Source organism: Hirschia litorea (assembly GCF_042665075.1).
Classification (GTDB): Bacteria; Pseudomonadota; Alphaproteobacteria; order Caulobacterales; family Hyphomonadaceae; genus Hirschia; species Hirschia litorea.
In genome coordinates, this window is sequence record NZ_JBHTBR010000002.1 from 1,228,261 (window position 1) to 1,248,866 (window position 20,606).

22 protein-coding genes are annotated in these 20,606 nt (G+C 46.1%); 12 read left to right on the top strand and 10 right to left on the bottom strand.

Annotated features, from left to right (window positions below):
* Positions 1-340: 340 nt before the first annotated feature.
* The 3 genes from ACFQS8_RS05785 to ACFQS8_RS05795 are packed head-to-tail and all read right to left on the bottom strand — an operon-like array spanning position 341 to position 2,208.
* A complete protein-coding gene (locus ACFQS8_RS05785; protein ID WP_382166312.1) occupies positions 341-736 on the bottom strand; it encodes a hypothetical protein in 396 nt (131 codons plus the stop codon).
* 28 nt (positions 737-764) lie between these two features.
* Complete coding sequence (locus ACFQS8_RS05790) at positions 765-1,739, bottom strand: bifunctional riboflavin kinase/FAD synthetase (protein ID WP_382166313.1); 975 nt, start codon at positions 1,737-1,739, stop codon at positions 765-767.
* Between the two features lie 40 nt (positions 1,740-1,779).
* On the bottom strand, positions 1,780-2,208 hold the full coding sequence (locus tag ACFQS8_RS05795) for a MaoC family dehydratase (RefSeq protein WP_382166314.1): 429 nt from the start codon (positions 2,206-2,208) through the stop codon (positions 1,780-1,782).
* Positions 2,209-2,356: 148 nt separating this feature from the next.
* Between ACFQS8_RS05795 and ACFQS8_RS05800 the strand changes: the two genes are divergently transcribed.
* Both ACFQS8_RS05800 and ACFQS8_RS05805 read left to right on the top strand, forming a co-directional pair.
* Positions 2,357-2,743, top strand: coding sequence for a response regulator (locus tag ACFQS8_RS05800; protein WP_382166315.1), 387 nt, complete (start codon positions 2,357-2,359; stop codon positions 2,741-2,743).
* Between the two features lie 40 nt (positions 2,744-2,783).
* Positions 2,784-3,461 (top strand): protein phosphatase CheZ, encoded by a 678-nt coding sequence (locus ACFQS8_RS05805; RefSeq protein ID WP_382166316.1) that lies wholly within the window; start codon positions 2,784-2,786, stop codon positions 3,459-3,461.
* A gap of 90 nt (positions 3,462-3,551) precedes the next feature.
* On the opposite strand, the gene ACFQS8_RS05810 is transcribed toward ACFQS8_RS05805, so the two are convergent.
* From ACFQS8_RS05810 to ACFQS8_RS05825, 4 genes are all read right to left on the bottom strand, one after another.
* A complete protein-coding gene (locus ACFQS8_RS05810) occupies positions 3,552-4,415 on the bottom strand; it encodes a TIGR01459 family HAD-type hydrolase (RefSeq protein ID WP_382166317.1) in 864 nt (287 codons plus the stop codon).
* Positions 4,416-4,553: 138 nt separating this feature from the next.
* Positions 4,554-5,807, bottom strand: a complete 1,254-nt coding sequence (locus tag ACFQS8_RS05815) for an EAL domain-containing protein (protein WP_382166318.1) — start codon at positions 5,805-5,807, stop codon at positions 4,554-4,556.
* Positions 5,808-6,346: 539 nt separating this feature from the next.
* Positions 6,347-7,408, bottom strand: coding sequence for an MBL fold metallo-hydrolase (locus ACFQS8_RS05820; RefSeq protein ID WP_382166319.1), 1,062 nt, complete (start codon positions 7,406-7,408; stop codon positions 6,347-6,349).
* 27 nt (positions 7,409-7,435) lie between these two features.
* Positions 7,436-8,230 carry a fumarylacetoacetate hydrolase family protein gene (locus ACFQS8_RS05825; protein ID WP_382166320.1) on the bottom strand — a complete coding sequence of 265 codons (795 nt, stop codon included), beginning with the start codon at positions 8,228-8,230 and terminating at the stop codon, positions 7,436-7,438.
* Between the two features lie 219 nt (positions 8,231-8,449).
* On the opposite strand from ACFQS8_RS05825, the gene ACFQS8_RS05830 reads away from it, so the two are divergent.
* Together ACFQS8_RS05830 and ACFQS8_RS05835 are read left to right on the top strand one after the other, a co-directional pair.
* Positions 8,450-10,102 carry a DUF262 domain-containing protein gene (locus tag ACFQS8_RS05830; RefSeq protein WP_382166321.1) on the top strand — a complete coding sequence of 551 codons (1,653 nt, stop codon included), beginning with the start codon at positions 8,450-8,452 and terminating at the stop codon, positions 10,100-10,102.
* 27 nt (positions 10,103-10,129) lie between these two features.
* Positions 10,130-10,501: a tRNA-binding protein gene (locus ACFQS8_RS05835; RefSeq protein ID WP_382166322.1), complete on the top strand. Its 372-nt coding sequence runs from the start codon at positions 10,130-10,132 to the stop codon at positions 10,499-10,501.
* A gap of 133 nt (positions 10,502-10,634) precedes the next feature.
* On the opposite strand, the gene ACFQS8_RS05840 is transcribed toward ACFQS8_RS05835, so the two are convergent.
* The 3 genes from ACFQS8_RS05840 to ACFQS8_RS05850 form a co-directional block, all read right to left on the bottom strand.
* The gene (locus tag ACFQS8_RS05840; protein ID WP_382166323.1) at positions 10,635-12,683 is read right to left on the bottom strand and encodes a TonB-dependent receptor plug domain-containing protein; all 2,049 of its coding nucleotides are present in this window, start codon (positions 12,681-12,683) and stop codon (positions 10,635-10,637) included.
* Positions 12,684-12,740: 57 nt separating this feature from the next.
* Positions 12,741-13,037, bottom strand: a complete 297-nt coding sequence (locus tag ACFQS8_RS05845) for a hypothetical protein (RefSeq protein ID WP_382166324.1) — start codon at positions 13,035-13,037, stop codon at positions 12,741-12,743.
* Between the two features lie 125 nt (positions 13,038-13,162).
* Positions 13,163-13,708 (bottom strand): TetR/AcrR family transcriptional regulator, encoded by a 546-nt coding sequence (locus ACFQS8_RS05850; RefSeq protein ID WP_382166325.1) that lies wholly within the window; start codon positions 13,706-13,708, stop codon positions 13,163-13,165.
* Positions 13,709-13,823: 115 nt separating this feature from the next.
* Between ACFQS8_RS05850 and ACFQS8_RS05855 the strand changes: the two genes are divergently transcribed.
* The 8 genes from ACFQS8_RS05855 to ACFQS8_RS05890 all read left to right on the top strand — a co-directional run bounded on the left by ACFQS8_RS05855 (position 13,824) and on the right by ACFQS8_RS05890 (position 20,350).
* A complete protein-coding gene (locus ACFQS8_RS05855) occupies positions 13,824-14,483 on the top strand; it encodes a cupin domain-containing protein (RefSeq protein ID WP_382166326.1) in 660 nt (219 codons plus the stop codon).
* A 33-nt stretch (positions 14,484-14,516) separates the two neighbouring features.
* The gene (locus ACFQS8_RS05860; protein ID WP_382166327.1) at positions 14,517-14,879 is read left to right on the top strand and encodes a VOC family protein; all 363 of its coding nucleotides are present in this window, start codon (positions 14,517-14,519) and stop codon (positions 14,877-14,879) included.
* Between the two features lie 232 nt (positions 14,880-15,111).
* Positions 15,112-15,369, top strand: a complete 258-nt coding sequence (locus ACFQS8_RS05865; protein WP_382166328.1) for a hypothetical protein — start codon at positions 15,112-15,114, stop codon at positions 15,367-15,369.
* A gap of 194 nt (positions 15,370-15,563) precedes the next feature.
* Positions 15,564-15,851 (top strand): co-chaperone GroES, encoded by a 288-nt coding sequence (gene groES, locus ACFQS8_RS05870; protein WP_382166329.1) that lies wholly within the window; start codon positions 15,564-15,566, stop codon positions 15,849-15,851.
* A gap of 85 nt (positions 15,852-15,936) precedes the next feature.
* Entirely contained in the window at positions 15,937-17,595 is a 1,659-nt protein-coding gene (gene groL, locus ACFQS8_RS05875) for a chaperonin GroEL (protein ID WP_382166330.1), read from the top strand.
* A 401-nt stretch (positions 17,596-17,996) separates the two neighbouring features.
* Positions 17,997-19,175 carry a N(5)-(carboxyethyl)ornithine synthase gene (locus tag ACFQS8_RS05880; protein ID WP_382166331.1) on the top strand — a complete coding sequence of 393 codons (1,179 nt, stop codon included), beginning with the start codon at positions 17,997-17,999 and terminating at the stop codon, positions 19,173-19,175.
* 296 nt (positions 19,176-19,471) lie between these two features.
* Positions 19,472-19,849, top strand: a complete 378-nt coding sequence (locus tag ACFQS8_RS05885; RefSeq protein WP_382166332.1) for a hypothetical protein — start codon at positions 19,472-19,474, stop codon at positions 19,847-19,849.
* A gap of 42 nt (positions 19,850-19,891) precedes the next feature.
* A complete protein-coding gene (locus ACFQS8_RS05890; RefSeq protein ID WP_382166333.1) occupies positions 19,892-20,350 on the top strand; it encodes a hypothetical protein in 459 nt (152 codons plus the stop codon).
* The last annotated feature ends 256 nt before the right edge of the window (positions 20,351-20,606 follow it).

Below are 20,606 nucleotides of genomic sequence, written 5' to 3' on the forward strand. Positions count from 1 at the left end.
ATCTTTTGATTTTTTTAAAAGCAGAAAAATGGTTAGCGAGATAACCCGGAACCGCTGCGTCGCACTCTCGTTTGCGCCGTTCAGCGGACCGGGCCAGTAATTCGGCCCAGAAGCGCTATTGGTCCGATATCTACACCAATGACTGGCCCATATATCGCGATGGTTATGTGGTTCTGCATTTTCATAAGCGCAGTCTTTAACAGGCTCGACACGGAGAGGAAAGAGAGAAGAGGTGTTTCACAGGAACTCTATTACCTGTTTCATACAATATAACCGTACTTACAACGTTAAATCACCACACAAGTCAGAAAGGTCAGCCAGTTATCAAATGCCACTTCACTCAATCTGCTTTTAATTTATTACTTTCAACAAGTGTGTTGTGTATTTTCGCCGTTAGAACACAAGTACGACACACTGCCCAACCAATTCCACTCATAAGCAATCCACCAACGCTTGCACCTAACAACACAGAATATACCGATATCTCAGTTCCATATCTCGAACTATAATTACCAGCATCCAATAACAGAAAACCAGAAACAAATGCAGCAATAAGACACAAAGCCATACAAGCTACAAAAAGCCCCTCAAATAATACAGCAAGACCACTTCCTTCTGCATCCGAATCATTTGCAGTTCCGGGTTGAATCAATTTGCCCTTATTATAATTTCTAGCATTCTCCGCCGACATGATAACTATTCCAGCCTCAGTCTGCACCCTTACTTTCTCAGTCATAAAATCCCCCCAGCCTCAATTAAAACTATTATACGAAAGGCTTATCAGCAGATGCAAGTATCTGTTTTGCTTTGTTGGTGTCTTTGTGCATTTGCGCAATGAGCGGGTCTAAACCATCAAATTTGGCTTCAGGGCGCAAAAATTCCACAAACGCAACTTCAAGCTCTTTGCCGTAAAGGTCGCCATCAAAATCAAATAGGAAAACTTCAAGCAGCGGATCACGATCACCCGTTGTGGGTGTACGGCCAAAATTTGCAACGCCCTGACGCCATTCTTGCTCGCCCTCAATTCGCGTCCACACAGCATAAATGCCATGCTTGGGGTGCTGATAATCGGACAAATACATATTGGCTGTTGGAAATCCGATTGTGCGGCCACGTTTTTGTCCGTGCACCACATTTGCTTCAATAGTCCAATAATCCTTCATCATGAGACGCGCCGATTCCATATCGCCGGAAGCGATAAGTGCTCGAATTTGCGTCGAAGAGATTTTCAATTCTTCACCATGCGCACCGGTTTCACGGTTGCGCGGTGTGATTTTATCAGTGACCAGAACCTCAAACCCTAACTCTTGGCCATAGGTTTGAAGCGTTGAAACATTGCCCATCCGCTTTTTGCCGTAACAAAAATCATATCCAACAGACACGGCCGACACGCCTAAACCATCGTGGAGGACTGTTTTAGCGAAGTCATGATCTGTGCGCTGAGCCATTTGTGCGTCGAAAGGTAGCGCAAAAGCGACATCCAAACCGCCCTGTTCGAGTATTTTAACCCGCCTTTTTAGACTCATGATTCGTTTTGATGGTGAATCAGGACTAAAAAAATTAAACGGCGTTGGGTCAAACATTAACACGCCAAGGGGCACATTTTTACTTTCACAAAGCTGTTTGAGCTTCTTTATGACACCTCGATGCCCGACATGCAGGCCATCAAAATTGCCAATCGCAACCCCCGCTCCCCGAACATTCTCGGGAAGATTTTCATATGTATGAAATAATTTCATATTGGGTCGCCACCTCAAGCCACGCAGATCTTCAAAAAGATTAGCTCTTGTTCTGACTTGGCACCATGACTTTCGCAATTCCTTGAATCACAACCTTGCCTTCAACAGTACACTTCACAGATAAAGTGACACGGTTTCCACGCGGCTGCATTTCAGAAACTTCCGCTCTTACCAATACCTTAGAGCCGATTACGACCGGACGTTTGAAGCGCATATTCATCTCTGTGAATATCGCACCAGGGCCTGGAAGGTCGTTTCCAAGGATAGCTGAAATGTAAGAAGCCGTCAGCGCGCCATGCGCAATACGTGTTCCAAAAACAGTCGTTTTTGCGTATTCTTCGTCCATGTGTAGCGGGTTGTGGTCGCCAGACACGCGGGCAAAATCAATAACGTCTTGCTCTGTCACAAGGTGCTCAGTTTCATGAGCCATACCGATTTCAAGCTCTTCGTATGTCTTACCGGGTTTCATTTTTGTAACTCCAAATCACACCGCAAACGCAGGGTCTAATACGTTAACGTTAATACGGGAAATCATTATTTCCCTTCACGGTTTATTTGCCTTGTTCAGTTATGACTAGCCCCAACAGAAAACTTTAGCCGCCTTGAAGGAGATTCCCATGGCTGTCGATCTGTCGATGCCTGTTCTGGTCGTGGATGACTATAAAACGATGATTCGTATTATTACGAACCTTCTGAAGCAACTTGGTTTCCAAAACATCGAAGATGCTGCGGACGGCCAAGAAGCCTTAGCCAAGATGCAGGGCAATAATTATGGTCTGGTCATATCTGACTGGAACATGGAGCCAATGACCGGATATGAGCTGCTACGCGAAGTTCGTGCTGACGACAAGCTAAAAGCAACACCGTTCATCATGGTAACTGCAGAATCTAAAACAGAAAACGTGATCGCAGCTAAAAAAGCTGGTGTGAACAACTACATTGTGAAGCCATTTAACGCGGCGACACTTAAAGGCAAAATTACTGCCGTACTCGGTGAATTTTAAGACCCCTTACCGGGAAAAATAACCGTATGGGAGGGATATTATGGCCGCAGCAAACGAAGTCGCAGACCGCGTAAAAGGAGCGATTAGCTCACTACGAGAAAGTAATGTGAGAGAACGCCCTTTGGTGGAAGTTTTAGAACTTTCCCACCAACTCGCCGACGCAATGAAATTCTTCTTCGGATCGCTAGACCAGACGATTCAGGGGGAATTTAAATATATCGCAGATTTCATCTCTAAAGCGAAAGATGAAATCTCTGAACTATGTCCGAATGAAATCAGTGGTCAACGCATTCCTGGTGCGTCTCTTGAGCTTGATGCTGTTGTCAAAGACACAGAAGAAGCAACAGAGACCATTATGACGGAAGCTGAAACGCTTATGTCTACAGAAATTGATGATCCTGCTGAATACAAAGCGCAAGTTGATGCTGCCATGATGCGGATGATTGAAGCTTGTTCATTCCAAGACCTCACAGGGCAACGTGTGAACAAGGTTGTGACCACGCTACGTCACATTGAAGAACGCGTCACACAATTTTCTCAAGCCCTTGGTGTGCAAGATGCCAAGCGTGAGGAAACTGCATCAGAGAAGCGTGACCGCGAGCAATTGCTAAACGGCCCGTCCCTCAATGGTCCTGAAGTTAAGCAAGACGATATTGATGCAATGTTTGGCGAAGCTGAAGATGTCAGCCAAGATGATATCGACGCATTATTCGACTAATTTAAGCTAAATATAGCGACGAAACGCCTTCTACCTTTAAAGTCCAACGGGCATGATTGGACTTTATTTTACGAAATTAATGACCAGACCTCACCATATGAGTGCGGGCGCTGCGTAAGCAGCGTCCGCTTCGTCATTTTCCAAAAGCATGGCTGCGTCTTCCAGAAAGCTCTCGCTTTCATCCATCATACCGCCATGGATACCGCCCCCAATAAACAAGCAATCCAAGCCTTCACGCACTGCGCCGCGAGCATCTGTGGCAGGTCCATCCCCTATGGCAAGGATTGTGTCTCTTGATGGCTTATAGCCAAGCAATTCTTCAAGTTTTTTATAAGCTAAATTATAAATAGGTGCGCCCGGTTTACCCGGACGAATAACCCGCCCGCCAAGCTCTTCATATATCTTCGCCAAAGATCCCGCAGACGGAATAAGGTCATCGCCATAGCGAAACACAAGGTCTGGGTTTGCACACAGCATTTCAAGCTCACGCGCAGCGAGTTTCTTCAACTCATCGCGGTAATCCTCTGGCAGATCTTGCGGTATTTCCCGTAAGCCCGTGCATGAAATAAACGCCGCTTGGTCGATCTCCGTGGTGTATTCCATAGCCAGACCTTGATAGAGTGGATCATCATAATCTGGACCAATACAATAAGCAGGCCCCGGCATACGCTTTTCTAATTCAGCGCGCGTTGCATCTCCTGATGTAATGACAGCATCATAACAATCAGGCTCTACCCCGACTTGAGCAAGGCTCATCAATACGCGCTCCGCAGGCACAGGCGCATTCGTAATTAGTACGACTGGACCTCTGATCTCACGGAAGCGACGCAAAGCATCAACGGCTTCTGGGAAAACTTCCCGACCATTATGAATAACACCCCATACGTCACAGAGAATAGCGTCGTATTCGTCTGCTATCTGGTTGAGGTGCGCAAGCATTGGAAGTTGGGACATTGGTGATTGCTCTATATTTTATGAACTTTGAAGCGAACAGAAAAACAGCCTAAGCATATCTGCGCAAACCCGCTGCATACACAAATGGGTTTTGAACATTCTGGTTAAATGAGTTCCACATTTACGTCCAGTATTAGCCTATGCGCCGATATTGCTACCTGCCTTAACACGGCGAATAAATTCTGGGGGTGGCGCTGTCTCTTCAAGCAAAGACCCTTTTATCGGGCGCGGCGCACCAAAAACATGCCCCTGCCCAAAAGGAATTTCAAAATCGAGAAGTTCAATCACGGATTTCTCGTCTTCAACTTTTTCAGCAACCAGATCTACACCATAACGCATGAATACGGCTGACACGTCTTGGGGCGCAATTGAACGCACAATACCAGACACAGGACGCTGACCACCCGGCACGAGCTCAGATAGCAAGCGCTCCCCAGATACTTTTACAAAGCGCACACCAGAAGATTGCAATTCAGGCAAATCGAAATCCAACCCCTCTCCCTTATCCAGAGAGAAACGGAAGCCAAGCTCAGCGAGGCGTCCCATATTACGCGCTGCAGTGCTTGAGCGATTATTGAAATGACGTACGCCAATTTCAAAAATCATTGAGCCAGCAAGATCTTGGTTCTCACGCATAAACTCCAAGAACTGCGGAAAATAAGTTTCATCTTCCAAGGATGACATCGCAACATTGCAGAACACACCTACGCGGCGATCGCGCTCTGACAAACGGCGAACAATCTGCACACAGCGGAAAAGGAGCATATTATCGACGACACCCAATAGTCCTGCACTTTCGGCTTCCGCCAAAAACTCACCCGGCATGATGATTTCACCATCAGCGCGGCGCAAGCGTGTGAACCCTTCATAAAACCGAACACGGCGCTGAGGTAGAGTCACAATCGGTTGCAGATGCAGATCAACACGGTTTTGACGCAAAGCATCACGGACCGCTTCCAATGCAGACGACCCTGCAGCACTTGTCTGGGCACCATTTGCACGCACAGTGCTCAAGCGTGTCTCAAAACTATCGGACATACGCGAAATCATCGTTTCCAGACCACGCATTTCAGATACCAGCGTTTCACGTCTGTCAGCTATCTCACGTTCAAATTCTTCACGTAATTCATCCGCACGACGCTCGGCTTCATCCATGCGCATAGCAACTTTTTTGACGTCATCTCGCAATTGCTGCAAGCGGTCATCAGTTTCTTTGCCAGCACCGTTACGTGTGAGTACAGAATGAAACTGGGCAAACCCCAATCCCGCAGCCGCTGCTATCAAGCCAGCGATTGTTAAATCCACACCGAGATACCGATGTAGAGCTGCCCCACCGACAATACATGCGGTGATATAGGTCAATGCTAGCATGACATGCGCAAATATCGGCATGGGTGCGTCCTGATCCTTTACTTTGCTGCGGTTGCGTCTCCGAGAATGATGGTGACGCGTTTACATTCCGCTAACTGTACTACATGGGACAAAAACTTTAAAAAGAGAAGGTCCTATCTCTACTCATGACAAGACTTTGGCACATTTTAAAAGCCCCTATGTGCATAAGAATTGAACGCATGCACATGAATGTGCTTTGAACGCAACACTCCTCACACGAAATAACATTGATGCGCAAACGGGGCTAGACTCTCAAACGTGTACTAAGCTTAACTCTCCAAAGCTGTTTGCAGGGGTGCATAAACAGCGAACCTTATGGGCTTGATATTTAGTGTCGCCCATAAGCTTTTGCGGGGGCAAAAGGGGAGCGCGGGAGTTTGTCGATGGGGATCGACAAACTCCCGCCGCACTTTCCCAATAAAAATCAAATACATATAAACTGCTCAGAACTCAGCACAGCACATTCAATTGAGTGTGAGTCTCTACAATTGGGTGCGTATTTCACACCCAATCAATAGACGATTGTTTTTGTGGATAAATTATTTCTCGAGTGTCCGAGACGCCCAAACCCTACCAATTTCTAGTTCAGTTTCGCTTTTACCCTTTGCTGAACGAATCTCATTTTCCCAGATTCGCACCTCTGCTAAGGATACTGGCGCAGGAAATAATGGTGTTGCGATAGCAAGATTTGCCCCAATATTCGATTGCACATTTGCCAAACCTTTAGCCGTCAGACATTTATCTGCTGGCACAGTTGCAAACCGACTTTCACGAATAAAGCCAGCATTTTTTGCTTGTGTACGAATTATTTCCAATTGCTCAGGCGACGCCGCCGGCAAGACAAGCACAGGATTTACAGCCTCCCCCTGCGTCTCAACACCCGCCACATCCAATGCAGCCTTCACATCTCCCAAGCGCGCACCGCACCCGCCTATGATTAAGGTTTGGCCTTCATAATCAAACCGATATAATAGCTCATTTCCCATCACAGTAGACTGAACAGGAATAGCATAAATTTGCAAAACGCCTGTATCTATGAATTTTTGCGTAGTGGGATCTTCATCCACAATAATTGCCTCAGCAGGTGCAACTTCAAAAGGCAACACCCCCTGCCCAAAGCGCACAGAGCGATCTACATCAGATGTCTCCAGCATAGCGTTCAGCCCCTCTACAACGCGCTCAACGCCCGAGGGACCATAGACTTTAAGCAATTCCTTGCGGCCAGCTTCAAGGGAGCGATCACGCAAGCCCGTAAGCCCTTCAATCTGCTCGGATGCAAGATCAGTTAAAATCACACCATCAAGTTTGCCCGACAGAAGCCCATGACTTAGCAGGCCATCAGCAGCACCTTGGGCAGCACCAATAACAAAATCACGCCCTGCAACTTGAACCAATAAGCACGCCCCTTGTGCACATGGCGTAACAACAATTGCATCCAATGGAGGTGTCTCAGGCTTGGCATCCGCGAAGCGATTGACTTGCGCCTGCTCAAATTTTGATAAACGCACGCCCGGTTGCTGCATAAAAAGCAAGGCAAGCCCCGTTAAAACCGCCGCAATCAAAAGGCTGATAATTACAAATCGTCCCACAATCTGACTCACAGTCTAATTCCTTCGCCCTATGCTTTGTTAAGCATGTTTGGAAGTAGAGATAACACACTCTCCAGATTCGGCCATAATTTCTGCTGACATCGCGCCAATTTCATCTATTTCAACACGCACTTGATCACCCACTTTAAGATAACGCGGGGGTTTAAATCCTTGCCCCACACCCGCAGGTGTTCCTGTAAATATGATATCACCCGGCTCTAGGGTCATAGCTGCACTTAAGTGCGCAATTTGGTCTGCGATTGAAAACATCATGTCTTTCACGCAGCCATCTTGGCGCAGTTCATCATTCACATAACAACGAATGCGCACATTTTCTATATTCTCAATTTCATCGGGTGTAACAAGATAAGGCCCAATTGGAGCATGCGAGTCAAAGCCCTTCCCCATTGTGAAATTGGGCACAGCCTTTTGCCAGTCTCGTATAGTGTAGTCACATCCAGCCATATAACCGCCGATTATTTCGTGCGCACGATTGGCAGGAACATTACGCCCATACTTACCGATAACGACGACTAACTCTGCTTCATAATCCAATTGATCGGAAACAACGGGCATCATAACGGGTGCAAATGGGTCGTTTATAGAGGTGACTTGCTTGCAAAACCAATTTTGAACCGGGCTAACTTCGCCATTCATCTCTGCTGCGTGTGCCGCATAGTTTTTAGCAATCGCCATAACTTTAACGGGTCTAGGTATTGGCGCATGCAACTTAACCGTGCTTAATGCATATTTTGGTGCATCATTTTGGGCACGTTCAAGAATTGTCCGTGTATCCTCCCAATTTCTAATGATATCCACAATTGACGTAGACAAAAAAGGAGCGTTTTGTCTCACGTCTAATACGGTATCATTAACCACAACTCCCAATCGGGGCGCTGGTGTGGATGTCGTCGGGGAAGAAAACAGAGCAAGCTTCATTTTGAACTTCTTACGAGTGTTTGAGGTGGATAAGGCTAGGCTTCATTATATGAGGCCACATTAAGAGTAGATTGGGTAGCCGCAATTTCAGGCTATCTAGACTAGGGATATGTTATGAGTTTAGGGTTTAAAGCACAGGAAATATCTGTGCGTGAACTGTTTTCTGAAGCAGACAGCCTCCTAATGCCGCCCTATCAGCGCGGTTATTCGTGGACTGAAAAAGAAGCAATTGAATTGATTGGTGACCTTCAGGATGCTGCTGAACGTAACCGTCCCTATTTCCTCGGCGCGATAGTTGTCGTTCAAAACTCTGCCAAAGACCCCGTTGAAGTGGTGGATGGACAGCAACGTCTTGCAACTCTCTCCATGCTATTTGCGATTTTGCGTGACCTTTCTCCTCTAAAAGATGAGTCCAACCGCCTCCACGAAATGCTGGAAACGCCGCCCAAATTAATGCGAAGCGCGAAGCAATGGCGTTTGACGCTGAACAATGTTGATACGCCAATTTTTCGAGAAGTTATCCAAAAGCGCGGCGCAACACCTGAAGCTGAACACTATATTACCTCTAGTGAGACCCCGCAGCACATACTAAGCAACACGCAGGCTATGCGCGAATATCTTGGTGAAATGAGCGTTGAGGAACGCTCAAAGCTGGCAACATATATATTCCGCCAGTGCGGACTTGTACGCGTCAAAGTCGAAGATCGCGATATGGGATATACGGTTTTTCGTGTCCTCAACACACGCGGTAAGCAACCCAGCGCGAACGATATTCTCAAATCTGAACTCTTTGAACTTGCCGGTTTCGGTGTCGATGACGCCGCCATACATTCTATCGCGTGGAACAAATTTGGCCGCCGCTTAAATTCAACTGGGTTTGATGAACTACTCAAATTTATTTGGACTATTCACGGCAAACCCGGAGATGATATTCTATCTGGGTATCGCGACCACATCGTTCCTGAGATAACTGCACGTGTTTTCTTAGAAGACATGCTGCCGCGTTATGTTGATGCTTTTGAACTTATCCTTGGCTTACGCCAACCTGGACAGGGTTTCTCGCGCGGCGCATGGAATCACATGCTTCATCTTCGCAGTTTGGAACACTCCAGTTGGCGTATTCCTGTGCTGAAATACATGATGTCTGGAGACTTATCTCCCGATGCATTAGAACGCTTTTTCAAACGCATTGAGCGCGTCGCATTTGCTATGCAATTTACCAAGCCCGACGGTAATTTCAGATTACGCCGCTATAACCGTATAGCAAAAGCAATCGAGGCGGGTGAAAATCTTGATGCAGAAGAATCCCCCCTAGACCTCACACCTGATGAAGCGACTATTCTGAGTGAGCGTGTAGAGGGGCGTTTTGCAACTTATCGCCAGCGTCGCGCACTCAGCATTCGGGTCAACTCGATTGTAAATAATGGCGTCGCTGTAGCTCATGATTCTGATGCAACGCTTGAGCATGTCTTACCGCGCAATATTCCTGCAAACTCTTATTGGTCCAAAACATGGAAATCATCCAACGAACACAGAGAATTGGTTGATTGCTTGGGCAATTTTACATTGCTCACAAATGCAGAAAACCAAGAAGCAGATCGCAATGATTTTAACATCAAACGCGGAATCTACTTTAGGAATGGTGAGCCAAGTTTCGCCCTGAGCAAAGACATCCAATCCTACGAAGAGTGGACACCGGAAATTGTCAAAAAGAGACGCAAAATTTTGGCCGACTTACTCCGTAAAGAATGGTCCCTACCCGCCTAACCCAAAGACCAATAAGATATTGTCACCATGCATAAAGTAGACGCACCAAACTCCCCTGCCGAAGCCGAAATAGATTTTGCGCGTTTTCGGGAAGTAGACATCCGTATTGGAACAGTCTTAGAGGCCGCCCCTTTGGAAGGCGCGCGCAAACCCGCTTACAAACTCTTGATTGATTTTGGCGAAGGCATTGGCACAAAAAAAACGTCTGTTCAAATCACAGAACATTATTCTCCTGAAGACTTAATTGGCCGACAAGTCATGGCTGTCGTCAATTTCCCGCCACGCCAAATCGGGAAATTTATGTCGCAGGTTTTGACACTGGGTTTTCCAGACTCGGACGGGAAAATCATTCTCGGCGGCCCCGACACGAAAGTGCCAAATGGCGCAAGACTTGTTTAGCTAACCTTTATTCCCCACAAGAAACGATATTCCAATACTCGAAACTATTGGGAGCAACACTTTTGCTGCTCCCAATAAATGCACTTTTTATGGCTCTAAAATACCAAGCACTTCATTGAAACATGGGCTAAATCTAGCCGCCAAATTTCAATCGTATCCCACCATTGAGAATAAAGCCGTCATTTCTCGACCAGATATCAGTCGTCCATTGCCCATCCGCCGCACGATTTGGCAATACGAGCGGGTGTTCATCTGTTTGTTTGACGTCAAGCAAGTTCTCAGCATTGATAAACACGCTCACCCGCCCAAAAATAGCTTCAGCTAATAGCCCCAAATGAACATATGGTTTGCTTTCGGAAAGATATGGGTTTCCTTCCAGTTTTTGCTTACCCGTATAATACGCCTCAAACCCAACACGGCCGCGATCATGCTGCTCCCACATTGCAACAAAGCCTGCTGAATGTTTTGGAGTTAGCTCAATCTCTTTACGTACACCTGATGACACATCTATCTCAGTCGCATCTAAATAGAGATAACTTCCTGTCACTTTGAAGTCGCCCAGATAGTAGCGCAACAAAAATTCTGACCCGCGAATACGTGACATACCTTCCGCATTCACCAACCGAACGCGATCGTTTACGCCCGTATTAGTGGAAGCATATTCTTCAAGCTGGACGCTATTTTCGACATCAGAAGCAAACATATTGATATTCGCCTCGGCTGCCCCCATCCGATATCCAATATCAAGCGATGCAGTTTTGGCTGTTTCTTCTTGCAGATTACTTAGCGGATCAAGCCTTGAAAGCCCCGCCGCCTCTATCGCTTCAACAAATGGCGTTGGCGCAAAGAAACCCTGCCCTACAGAACCACGAATAGTCCAATCCCCAGGACGGTATAAAACCGAGACACGTGGACTAAACTGCGTGCCATATTCGCTATGCTCATCAATACGCCCACTTGCGGAGAAAGAAAGATCGTCAAAAACATCCTGATCAATTTGAGCAAAAAGTCCGGGCACTTCATAAGAATAATCAAAATCTGGAAATATGTCCGATCTGAATACGTCCGTTTGGTTGGCTAGCCCAGCAATCCACCCTGTGTTCCCAAGTGTTCCAGAGACGGATGCTTCAACCAGATAGCTCTCATGCGTGTCATCTTCACGAAGATCACCAAATAAATGCTCATGATCTTGCACCATTCCAGATGCTCGGAAATTAGCGTTTATCCCATCATTCAGCGGAATTTCAGCAATCAAACCACTGTCAAAGCGCATACTATTTTGATTTTGCTGGAAGACACTTCCATCCGCCACCATACGCCCAGCAATATTACCGCCCTGACGCTCTTCTTTCATCGCACCGGCTGTCCAGTAGACATTTGCGCCGTTCGCTCCCTCCCAAAACACACGTGGGCGAGCGGTAAAACGCTCATATCCAGATAGATCAATCCAGCCATCAGAATCTAAATCTTGCTCTGATTGCCGGTGGGCACCAGCAGTTATGGACGCACCAAACCCTTCACTCAAAGGCGTCGAATAATAGGCCGTTAAGTCTTGCCCATTCTGCGTAGTCGCATTGAATAACACTTCACCTTCAGCAACCTCATTTGGCCGCCGTGATACCAGATTAACAACACCCCCAAGCGCAGATCCGCCATACAGTGAAGAAGCAGACCCTTTTATCACCTCAACTTGGCGCAAATCTGTGGGGGGAATTTGCAATAATCCAATCGAGGCTGTTTGGCCGCCATAAAGGGGCAAGCCATCGGCGAGCAATTGTGTATACCGCCCAGCCATTCCCTGCATTCGAATATTGGCAGAGCCTAAAGCAGGAGATGTCGTCTGAACTCGCACGCCGCCCGTTTCAGCAACGATCATGGAGATGTTGCCCGGACGCATTATCGCTTTTTCTTCAATTTCCTCACGGTTGATCACTTCAACACGCATGGGTTCATCTTGAACGCGTCGGCCTAAGCGCGTCGCCTCAACAATGATTGTGTCTTGCTTGCCATCTTCATGTGCGTGCGCATCATCATGCCCCTCTTCATCATGATCTAAATGCAGATCAATTTCAGAACTCTCTTGTGTTGCCGCAGATACATCCAACGCCATAGCAGGATTGGCCCCGCTACTCATATAGCCAAAGGTAAGGACACCGAGTGCCCCAATAGATTTCTTGAACATAATTTTCTCTTAGAAATAACAATTTATAAGGGCTGATAGCCCTGCGCTTGCTAAATTCTAAGAACGTGGTGGGCGAAATTGGTGGCTTGGAAAACCAGACAATTCGGCTCCAATAAGCTGCATCATATGCATTTGCTCAAAAGAATGCACTTCCATCATTCGCACTATCGTCGCCACAAAACCATGCATATGACACATACCGCATGAATGTATGTGATGAGGCTGATCCAACTGATGTTTTAGACCCGATTTCAACTCGACAGATACCAGCTCCAAATGTTGCGCTCCGGTTTCCCCAGAATGGTCATGCCTCTCTATAAAAGCAGGCGTCGTAAACAGTGTTGTTATCAACATGAATAACACCATAAAACGCGACCGAAACATTGGATTTGTCATTTTCATATTAAATGACTTACTGCGAAAGCTTCGCAATTAAAAGTCAATTCTTCAGCACTAATTGTCACATCTTAAATGTCGTCTCAGGACTTTGGCACACTGCTATGAATAAACTCTACAGCCGCGTCAAAGATACTCTCATCGCCATTGACCTGACTTGTAATCATTGCGCCTTCCAGCAAAGAAAGGGTCATCTTCGCTTGTCTAAGCGGCGCACTTGCACCCAGCTGCGCATAGCGTGAAGAAAGCCATTCTATATTCGCCACAAAAAAGGTTTTCACCTCATCCGCAACACTTGTTGGAATACCTGCAGCTTCTGCCCCTAATACCGCACACAAACACACCAGATTTTGCTCTTTCAGGGCAGTGCGAAAATTATCCACGAAAGCGAATATATCTTCCTCTGCTGTCATCTGCTTGGCTGTGTTTTGTGCTAAAGCCGCTTGAAAGTTTTCAGCATACCGCCGCACCAACGCAACGCCCATATCTTCCTTCTTTGGGAAATGATAATGCAAGCTAGCACTTTTAATTCCCATCTCCGCGGCGATATCGCGATAACTCACCGCGTTATATCCCACTTGTCGCATACGACGTTCTGCAATGTCTAAAATTTGGGAAGCACTACTCATGACTCCGCTTATCAACTTTCCGTGTTCTTAGCAATTCGACACATTTTTTACTTGCTTGTTTTTTATTTATGCTATCTACCTACTACTAGATAGATTAATTTGGAAAGATATCAACATGCACCTCAACGCTGATTTTTCTAAGAGAGTTGTCTTGGACACAAACCAATTGCCGTGGGAAGAATCCCCGATGAAAGGTGTCTACCGGCGCAAGCTAGATAGAATTGGCGATGAAGTCGCCCGCGCAACAAGTCTCGTGAAATATGATCCAGATTCTTATTTTAGCTCCCACACCCATGATGGCGGTGAGGAATTCCTTGTGCTGGAAGGAACTTTTTCCGACGAACATGGCGACTATCCTGCCGGAACATATGTTCGAAACCCTATTGGCTCATCGCACACGCCTTTCACCAAAGACGGGTGTGTTATTTTCGTAAAGCTTCAACAATTTGAACCAAAAGACACGCACCAATTCACGCGCAACACAACGACAGAAACCTTCCTTCCCGGCACAGTTCCCGGACTGACGGTTCTGCCTTTACACAATTTTGAAGGCGAATCCTGTGCTTTAGTACGTTGGGCCCCAAATACAGTTTTCAATGCACACAAACATTGGGGCGGAGAAGAAATTCTCGTGCTGGAGGGCACGTTTTCGGATGAATTTGGTGACTACCCCAAAGGCAGTTGGATACGCAGCCCACATATGTCTCTTCACACTCCTTTCACAAAAGAAGGCTGTCTAATTTATGTAAAGACAGGCCACCTTCCATCCCTATAACCCCTCACCTTCACAACCTAAAAAGGACATCTCATGATCGGTTACACAACACTTGGCGTTAAAGATTTAGACGCTTCTAAGAAATTCTATAGCGCTCTCTTTGACGCTGAAGTTCTTATTGATGCAGGCCGCATTGCAATGATCGGAAAAAACATAGACCAACCTATGATCGCAGTTTGTACACCTTATAATGGTGAAGCACCTGCACCAGGTAATGGTGTAACGGTAGCCTTCCCGGGCGGCTCTAAGGAAGGTGCCAAAGCACTTTACGAGAAAGCAATCAAACTGGGTGCTACATGTGACGGTGCCCCCGGCCAACGCATTGATAACATGTTTTACGGTGCATATGTGAAAGACCTAGACGGCAACAAGCTTTGCTTCTTCGACTTTAGCTAACCCATTTCCCCAGCGCATTTCCAACATGTGCGCTGGGGATTAATCTCACTTGCTAGGCACAGCAGTTTCACGCCGACCAAACGTGGCAAACGACACTTAAAAACAAACACATCCATCCCATAGCGTGAATTCCACGCGAACAGTCCCTATATATAAATGTGTACATCTACCAAAAACAAACATTTGGCGACGCGATAAAAAACGGGCCAACACATTCAGGATGGATATATTCATGGCCAATCGCATTTCCAAAAGACTTGTGACCTTTCATCGTCCCTTCTCTCTTCCTAGCTTGGATCGCACATGGCCAGCTGGCGACTACACAATAGAGACAGAAGAAGAGCAGCAAGATAAGACATCTGACAAAGCTTACCTTCATATAGCTACGATTATGGTCGTACGTCCTGCCGCCGGCCTACGCGGCACCACCCAATTTATTGAGATTGACCCGACAGAATTAGAAGCAGCATTGGCTCTGGATGCAGCTTAAATATATACTCACCTCGTCAAATTTTTCTCACATTATACCCCAAAAATATATTCACTCTCCTGTTGACGTTGGGCGCGGGTGATCTTAGATGCCATACATCGTTAGCAGCCACGCTAGGTGAGTGCTAAAACTCACATATCTAAACTGCCTAACGAAACCAGATTTTTGCAACCTTAATTGAAAGAGGTCTCATTATGGCATTTCGTCCACTTCATGACCGCGTTTTAGTTCGTCGTGTAGAAGAAGTCGCTAAGACTAAAGGCGGGATCATCATCCCAGATACTGCTAAAGAGAAGCCACAAGAAGGTGAAATCGTAGCAGTTGGTAACGGTGTTATTGGTGATGACGGCAACCGCGTTGCACTAGAAGTTAAAACTGGCGACCGCGTTCTTTTCGCAAAATGGGGCGGTACAGAAGTAACTGTCGATGGCGAAGAGCTCATCATCATGAAGGAATCTGACATCATGGGTATCGTTGAGTAAGACGCGCAGCTCTTTGTTTCTAAAGAGCGCCCTACTCAATTTCTCTTTTCAGATTTTCAATTTTTCAAATTAAAGGAATACGAACATGGCTGCTAAGCTAGTACACTTCGGTTCAGAAGCTCGCAACGAAATGCTCGAAGGTGTCGACATTCTTGCAAACGCTGTAAAAGTAACACTTGGCCCTAAAGGCCGTAACGTTGTTATCGACAAATCTTTTGGCGCACCGCGTACAACAAAAGATGGTGTGACAGTTGCTAAAGAAATCGAACTAGAAAACAAGTTCCAAAACATGGGCGCACAAATGGTGCGTGAAGTTGCTTCTAAAGCAAACGATGTTGCTGGTGACGGAACAACAACTGCAACAGTTCTTGCGCAAGCTATCGTTCGCGAAGGCATGAAGCGCGTTGCTGCTGGCATGAACCCAATGGATCTTAAGCGCGGTATCGATAAAGCTGTTGCTGAGGTTGTTACAACTTTGGAATCAAACTCCAAAAAAGTAAAAACTAACGAAGAAATCGCGCAAGTTGGTGCGATCTCTGCGAATGGTGAGCGCGAAATCGGCGACATGATCGCTAAAGCGATGGAAAAAGTCGGTAATGAAGGCGTTATCACTGTTGAAGAAGCTAAGTCTTTGGAAACAGAACTTGATGTCGTTGAAGGTATGCAGTTTGACCGTGGTTACCTATCACCATACTTCATCACTGATGCTGAAAAAATGACTGTGGCTCTTGATGACCCATACATTCTTCTTCACGAGTCAAAACTAACATCACTACAACCAATGCTTCCAATCCTTGAAGCTGTTGTTCAGTCTGGTAAGCCTCTTCTTATCATCGCTGAAGACATTGAAGGTGAAGCACTTGCAACTCTTGTTGTGAACAAACTTCGCGGTGGATTGAAAATCGCTGCTGTTAAAGCTCCTGGTTTCGGTGACCGTCGTAAAGCAATGCTTGAAGACATCTCTGTCCTAACTGGTGGTACAGTGATTTCTGAAGACCTTGGCATCAAACTTGAGAACGTATCTCTTGAAATGCTTGGTACAGCAAAACGCGTTTCTATCACTAAAGACGACACAGTTATCGTTGATGGTGCGGGCGCTAAAGCTGACATCGAAGGCCGCGTTTCACAAATCCGCGCGCAAATCGAAAACACAACATCAGAGTATGACAAAGAAAAACTTCAAGAGCGTCTTGCTAAACTTGCTGGCGGTGTTGCCGTTATCAAAGTTGGTGGTGCAACTGAAGTTGAAGTTAAAGAGCGTAAAGACCGCGTTGATGACGCTCTTAACGCAACTCGTGCTGCTGTTGAAGAAGGTATCGTCCCTGGTGGTGGTACAGCGCTTCTTCGTGCTTCTTCTGCCCTAAAAGTTAAAGGTGCTAATGAAGACGAGCAAGCTGGTATCGACATCGTTACACGCGCACTTCAAGCACCTCTACGCCAAATCGTTCAAAACGCTGGTGTTGAAGGTTCAGTTGTTGTGAACGCAATTCTTGCTGAAAAATCAATCTCTTACGGATTTGACGCTCAAAAAGAAGAATACTGTGACCTTGTGGCTGCTGGTATTATCGACCCAACTAAAGTTGTGCGTTCTTCTCTTCAAAACGCGGCATCTATCGCGTCCTTGATCATCACAACTGAAGCTGCAATCTGTGATGCACCTGTTAAAGATGCACCAGCTGGTGGCGGCATGCCTGACATGGGCGGCATGGGCGGAATGGGTGGCATGGGCGGAATGGGCTTCTAAGCTCAAACCCTCAAGCTTTCCAAAGCTTAGACAAAATATGCGGGCGGCTTTCTTCGGGAGGCCGCCCGTTTTTTATGCAGCTTCAAACGCAAAACACTAAATTCGCAAACCTAAAGAACCCACTGCCTCCAACTCAATCTCTTCGCCTAAATAGATTATACTGCGCGCCCATCCCCATCGACAGTAATGATTAGGTATCATCGCCCTTATAGGGTAAGGTGCACCTTCTTGTATTCGACAATCCAATTTCACCTTCATCATATAATGATAGCTTTGGATAATGCGCCGAGAATTGGCTGTGTATATTAAGTGCACCCTCATGCCGTTCGCCGTTGAAACAATCTTACTTACAATTACGCATATGATTTCAAGGGGTAAACTCCCCCAGAATAGGACCATATATGACCAAGTTAACTTTTGGAGTTATTGGAACTTCAAAAAAGGAAGATGAGCAGCGCGTCCCCATTCACCCCGAACATTTAAACCGACTTCCTGCCGAATACCGCAAACAACTCATCTTTGAAGAAGGTTATGGCGAGCCTTTTGGTATTTCTGATGCCGACATCGCTGCGCAATCTGGTGGAATCACAACCCGCGCAAACATTCTCTCAGATATTGGCAATGTCATCATTGCAAAACCCACTTTGGTTGATCTACAAGATATGCGCGAAGGCGGCATTTTATGGGGCTATCCCCACTGCGCCCAACAACGTGCAATCACACAAACAGCTATTGATCGCAAACTTACCCTGATCGCTTATGAAGATATGTTTGTCTGGAGTCCAACGGGCCAAATGGGCCGCCATACTTTCTACAAAAACAATGAAATGGCTGGTTATTGCGCCGTTATCCACGCCCTCCGCCTGAAAGGCATTGATGGGCATTATGGCAACCAGCGCAAAACGATTATTTTCAGTTTCGGTGCTGTAAGTCGTGGCGCGATTTACGCACTAAAAGCACACGGTTTTAGAGACATCACTATCTGTATTCAGCGCCCAGACCATGAAGTCCGCGAAGAAGTGCTCGATTGCCACTATGTACGCCTGCGCAATAACCCTGATGGTTCTCGCATGACTGTTATCGAACATGACGGCACCGAGCGCCCCTTATCAGAACTCATCAGTGAAGCCGATATTCTTGTAAACGGTTTGCTTCAAGAGCCAGACCACCCTGTCATGTTCATCACTGAAGAAGAAAAAGGCAATATGAAGCCTGGCAGCTTAATCATAGATGTCAGTTGCGATGAAGGCATGGGCTTTTATTTTGCCAAACCGACAAGCTTCAAAAAGCCAATGTTTAAAGTAGAAAAAACAGATTATTACGCTGTTGATCACACGCCCAGCTATCTTTGGGAAAGTGCATCTAGATCTATTTCAGCTGCTTTGATTGTACATCTACCAACAGTCATTGATGGCCCTAAAACTTGGCAAAAGAACGAAACTATCCGCCGCGCTATAAATCTTGACAAAGGCGTGATTGTGAAGCCGATTATCCTTACATTTCAAAAGCGCGCGCCAGACTATCCTCATGACGCACTGGCCCAATTAGCCAGCGAAACAGAAAACTTATCCCCCGTCTGAAAACCTCGTGCATACTACGTCCATCACACCTCATGGGGCGGCTCGCGACCGATCGTGCTGGGGTGGGATGGGCTTCTAAGCTCAAACCTTTCATACGTCTAATGACATGATTTGATAGAAAGGCGGCCTCAAAAATGAAGCCGCCTTTTGGGTTGAGTTACTGCTTTTAGTGATACTAAATCTAAATTCCATTTGGGTCTATTTGTGTACCTTTATGTCGATACTACGTTGTAGGCCTTGTATTTTTTCGCATACGCCGATATCAATTTTTCCAATATTTTAGGGGAGAAATTATTATGCGCACGCTCGCAATCACTCTAGCAACGTCTACACTTATATTAGCGGGATGTGGAACAATCACCCCAGTAAACAACCACTCTACTCATGTACCAATCATAAAGGAAGGCGACGTTGCTGTAGCTATACTATCTTCGTTGCGCTACCTCAAATGGGATATTTTAGAACAAGGTGAAGGTTTTTTTATAGCAAAAACCATGCACAAGCAAAAATCCGCAACTGCAAAAATATCATATACTAATTCTGACTATAGCATTGCCTATGTGGCTTCTAAAGGTCTGGGAGGAAGAACCAATAATTCAGTATGGAAGCGTTGGGTGCACGCTCTTGATACTGACATTCGTATAGGCCTCGGTTTGCCAACAATCCCAGGATAATTCAATCATCATAACAACTTTAAAATACGCTCAGGATTCATTATGAAGACCCTTGTATCAACAACCCTTATTGCACTTACTTTTATCTCATTAGGGGCCTGCTCCACATCAAGCAATGAAGCCATCCGAACAATATCAAACTCTCCAGTAGGTGTAGGTTCAACAAAAGAAATAGTTGGGAAAGCCGTACGTACATCACTTACTGCTCGCCTTTGGATAATAGAATCAGAAACAGATAACAGTACAATAGCCAGTATCACATCAGATGGCGGTAGAATGGCCAAAGTCATGGTGACCTACACAGCTGATAACTTCAGTATTGAGCGCCTCGATTCGCACCATTTTGGTTACAATGAGAAACGCAATCAAATCTCAGCACGTTACAATCGTTGGATTACCAATATTGAGCATGATATTATGATCCGTACAGGTATATCACCTGAAGTAGCTAATACTCATGTTTACAAGGCTCGCGCAGCGACGGCTGCGGCAAGCAAATAACATTCAAGCTAATTAACTTGCGCAGATTTGCGGCCTACTTACCTGCTGGGGCCCGTGTGCAGATCGGGTCTTGGCTATCACTGCCAAAAATCTGTGTGCTTCGCGCCCTGATTTTACGAAGAATGCTTATACTCTCGCATCAGAAATGGTGGCAGAGGTTTTGGCGCATGGGGGCGCTCATATCAGCGCACCGAGAAGACTTTAGTCAGTATTTAAAACAGATTCACAAACGCAAAATTCTCCAAATGGTATAACT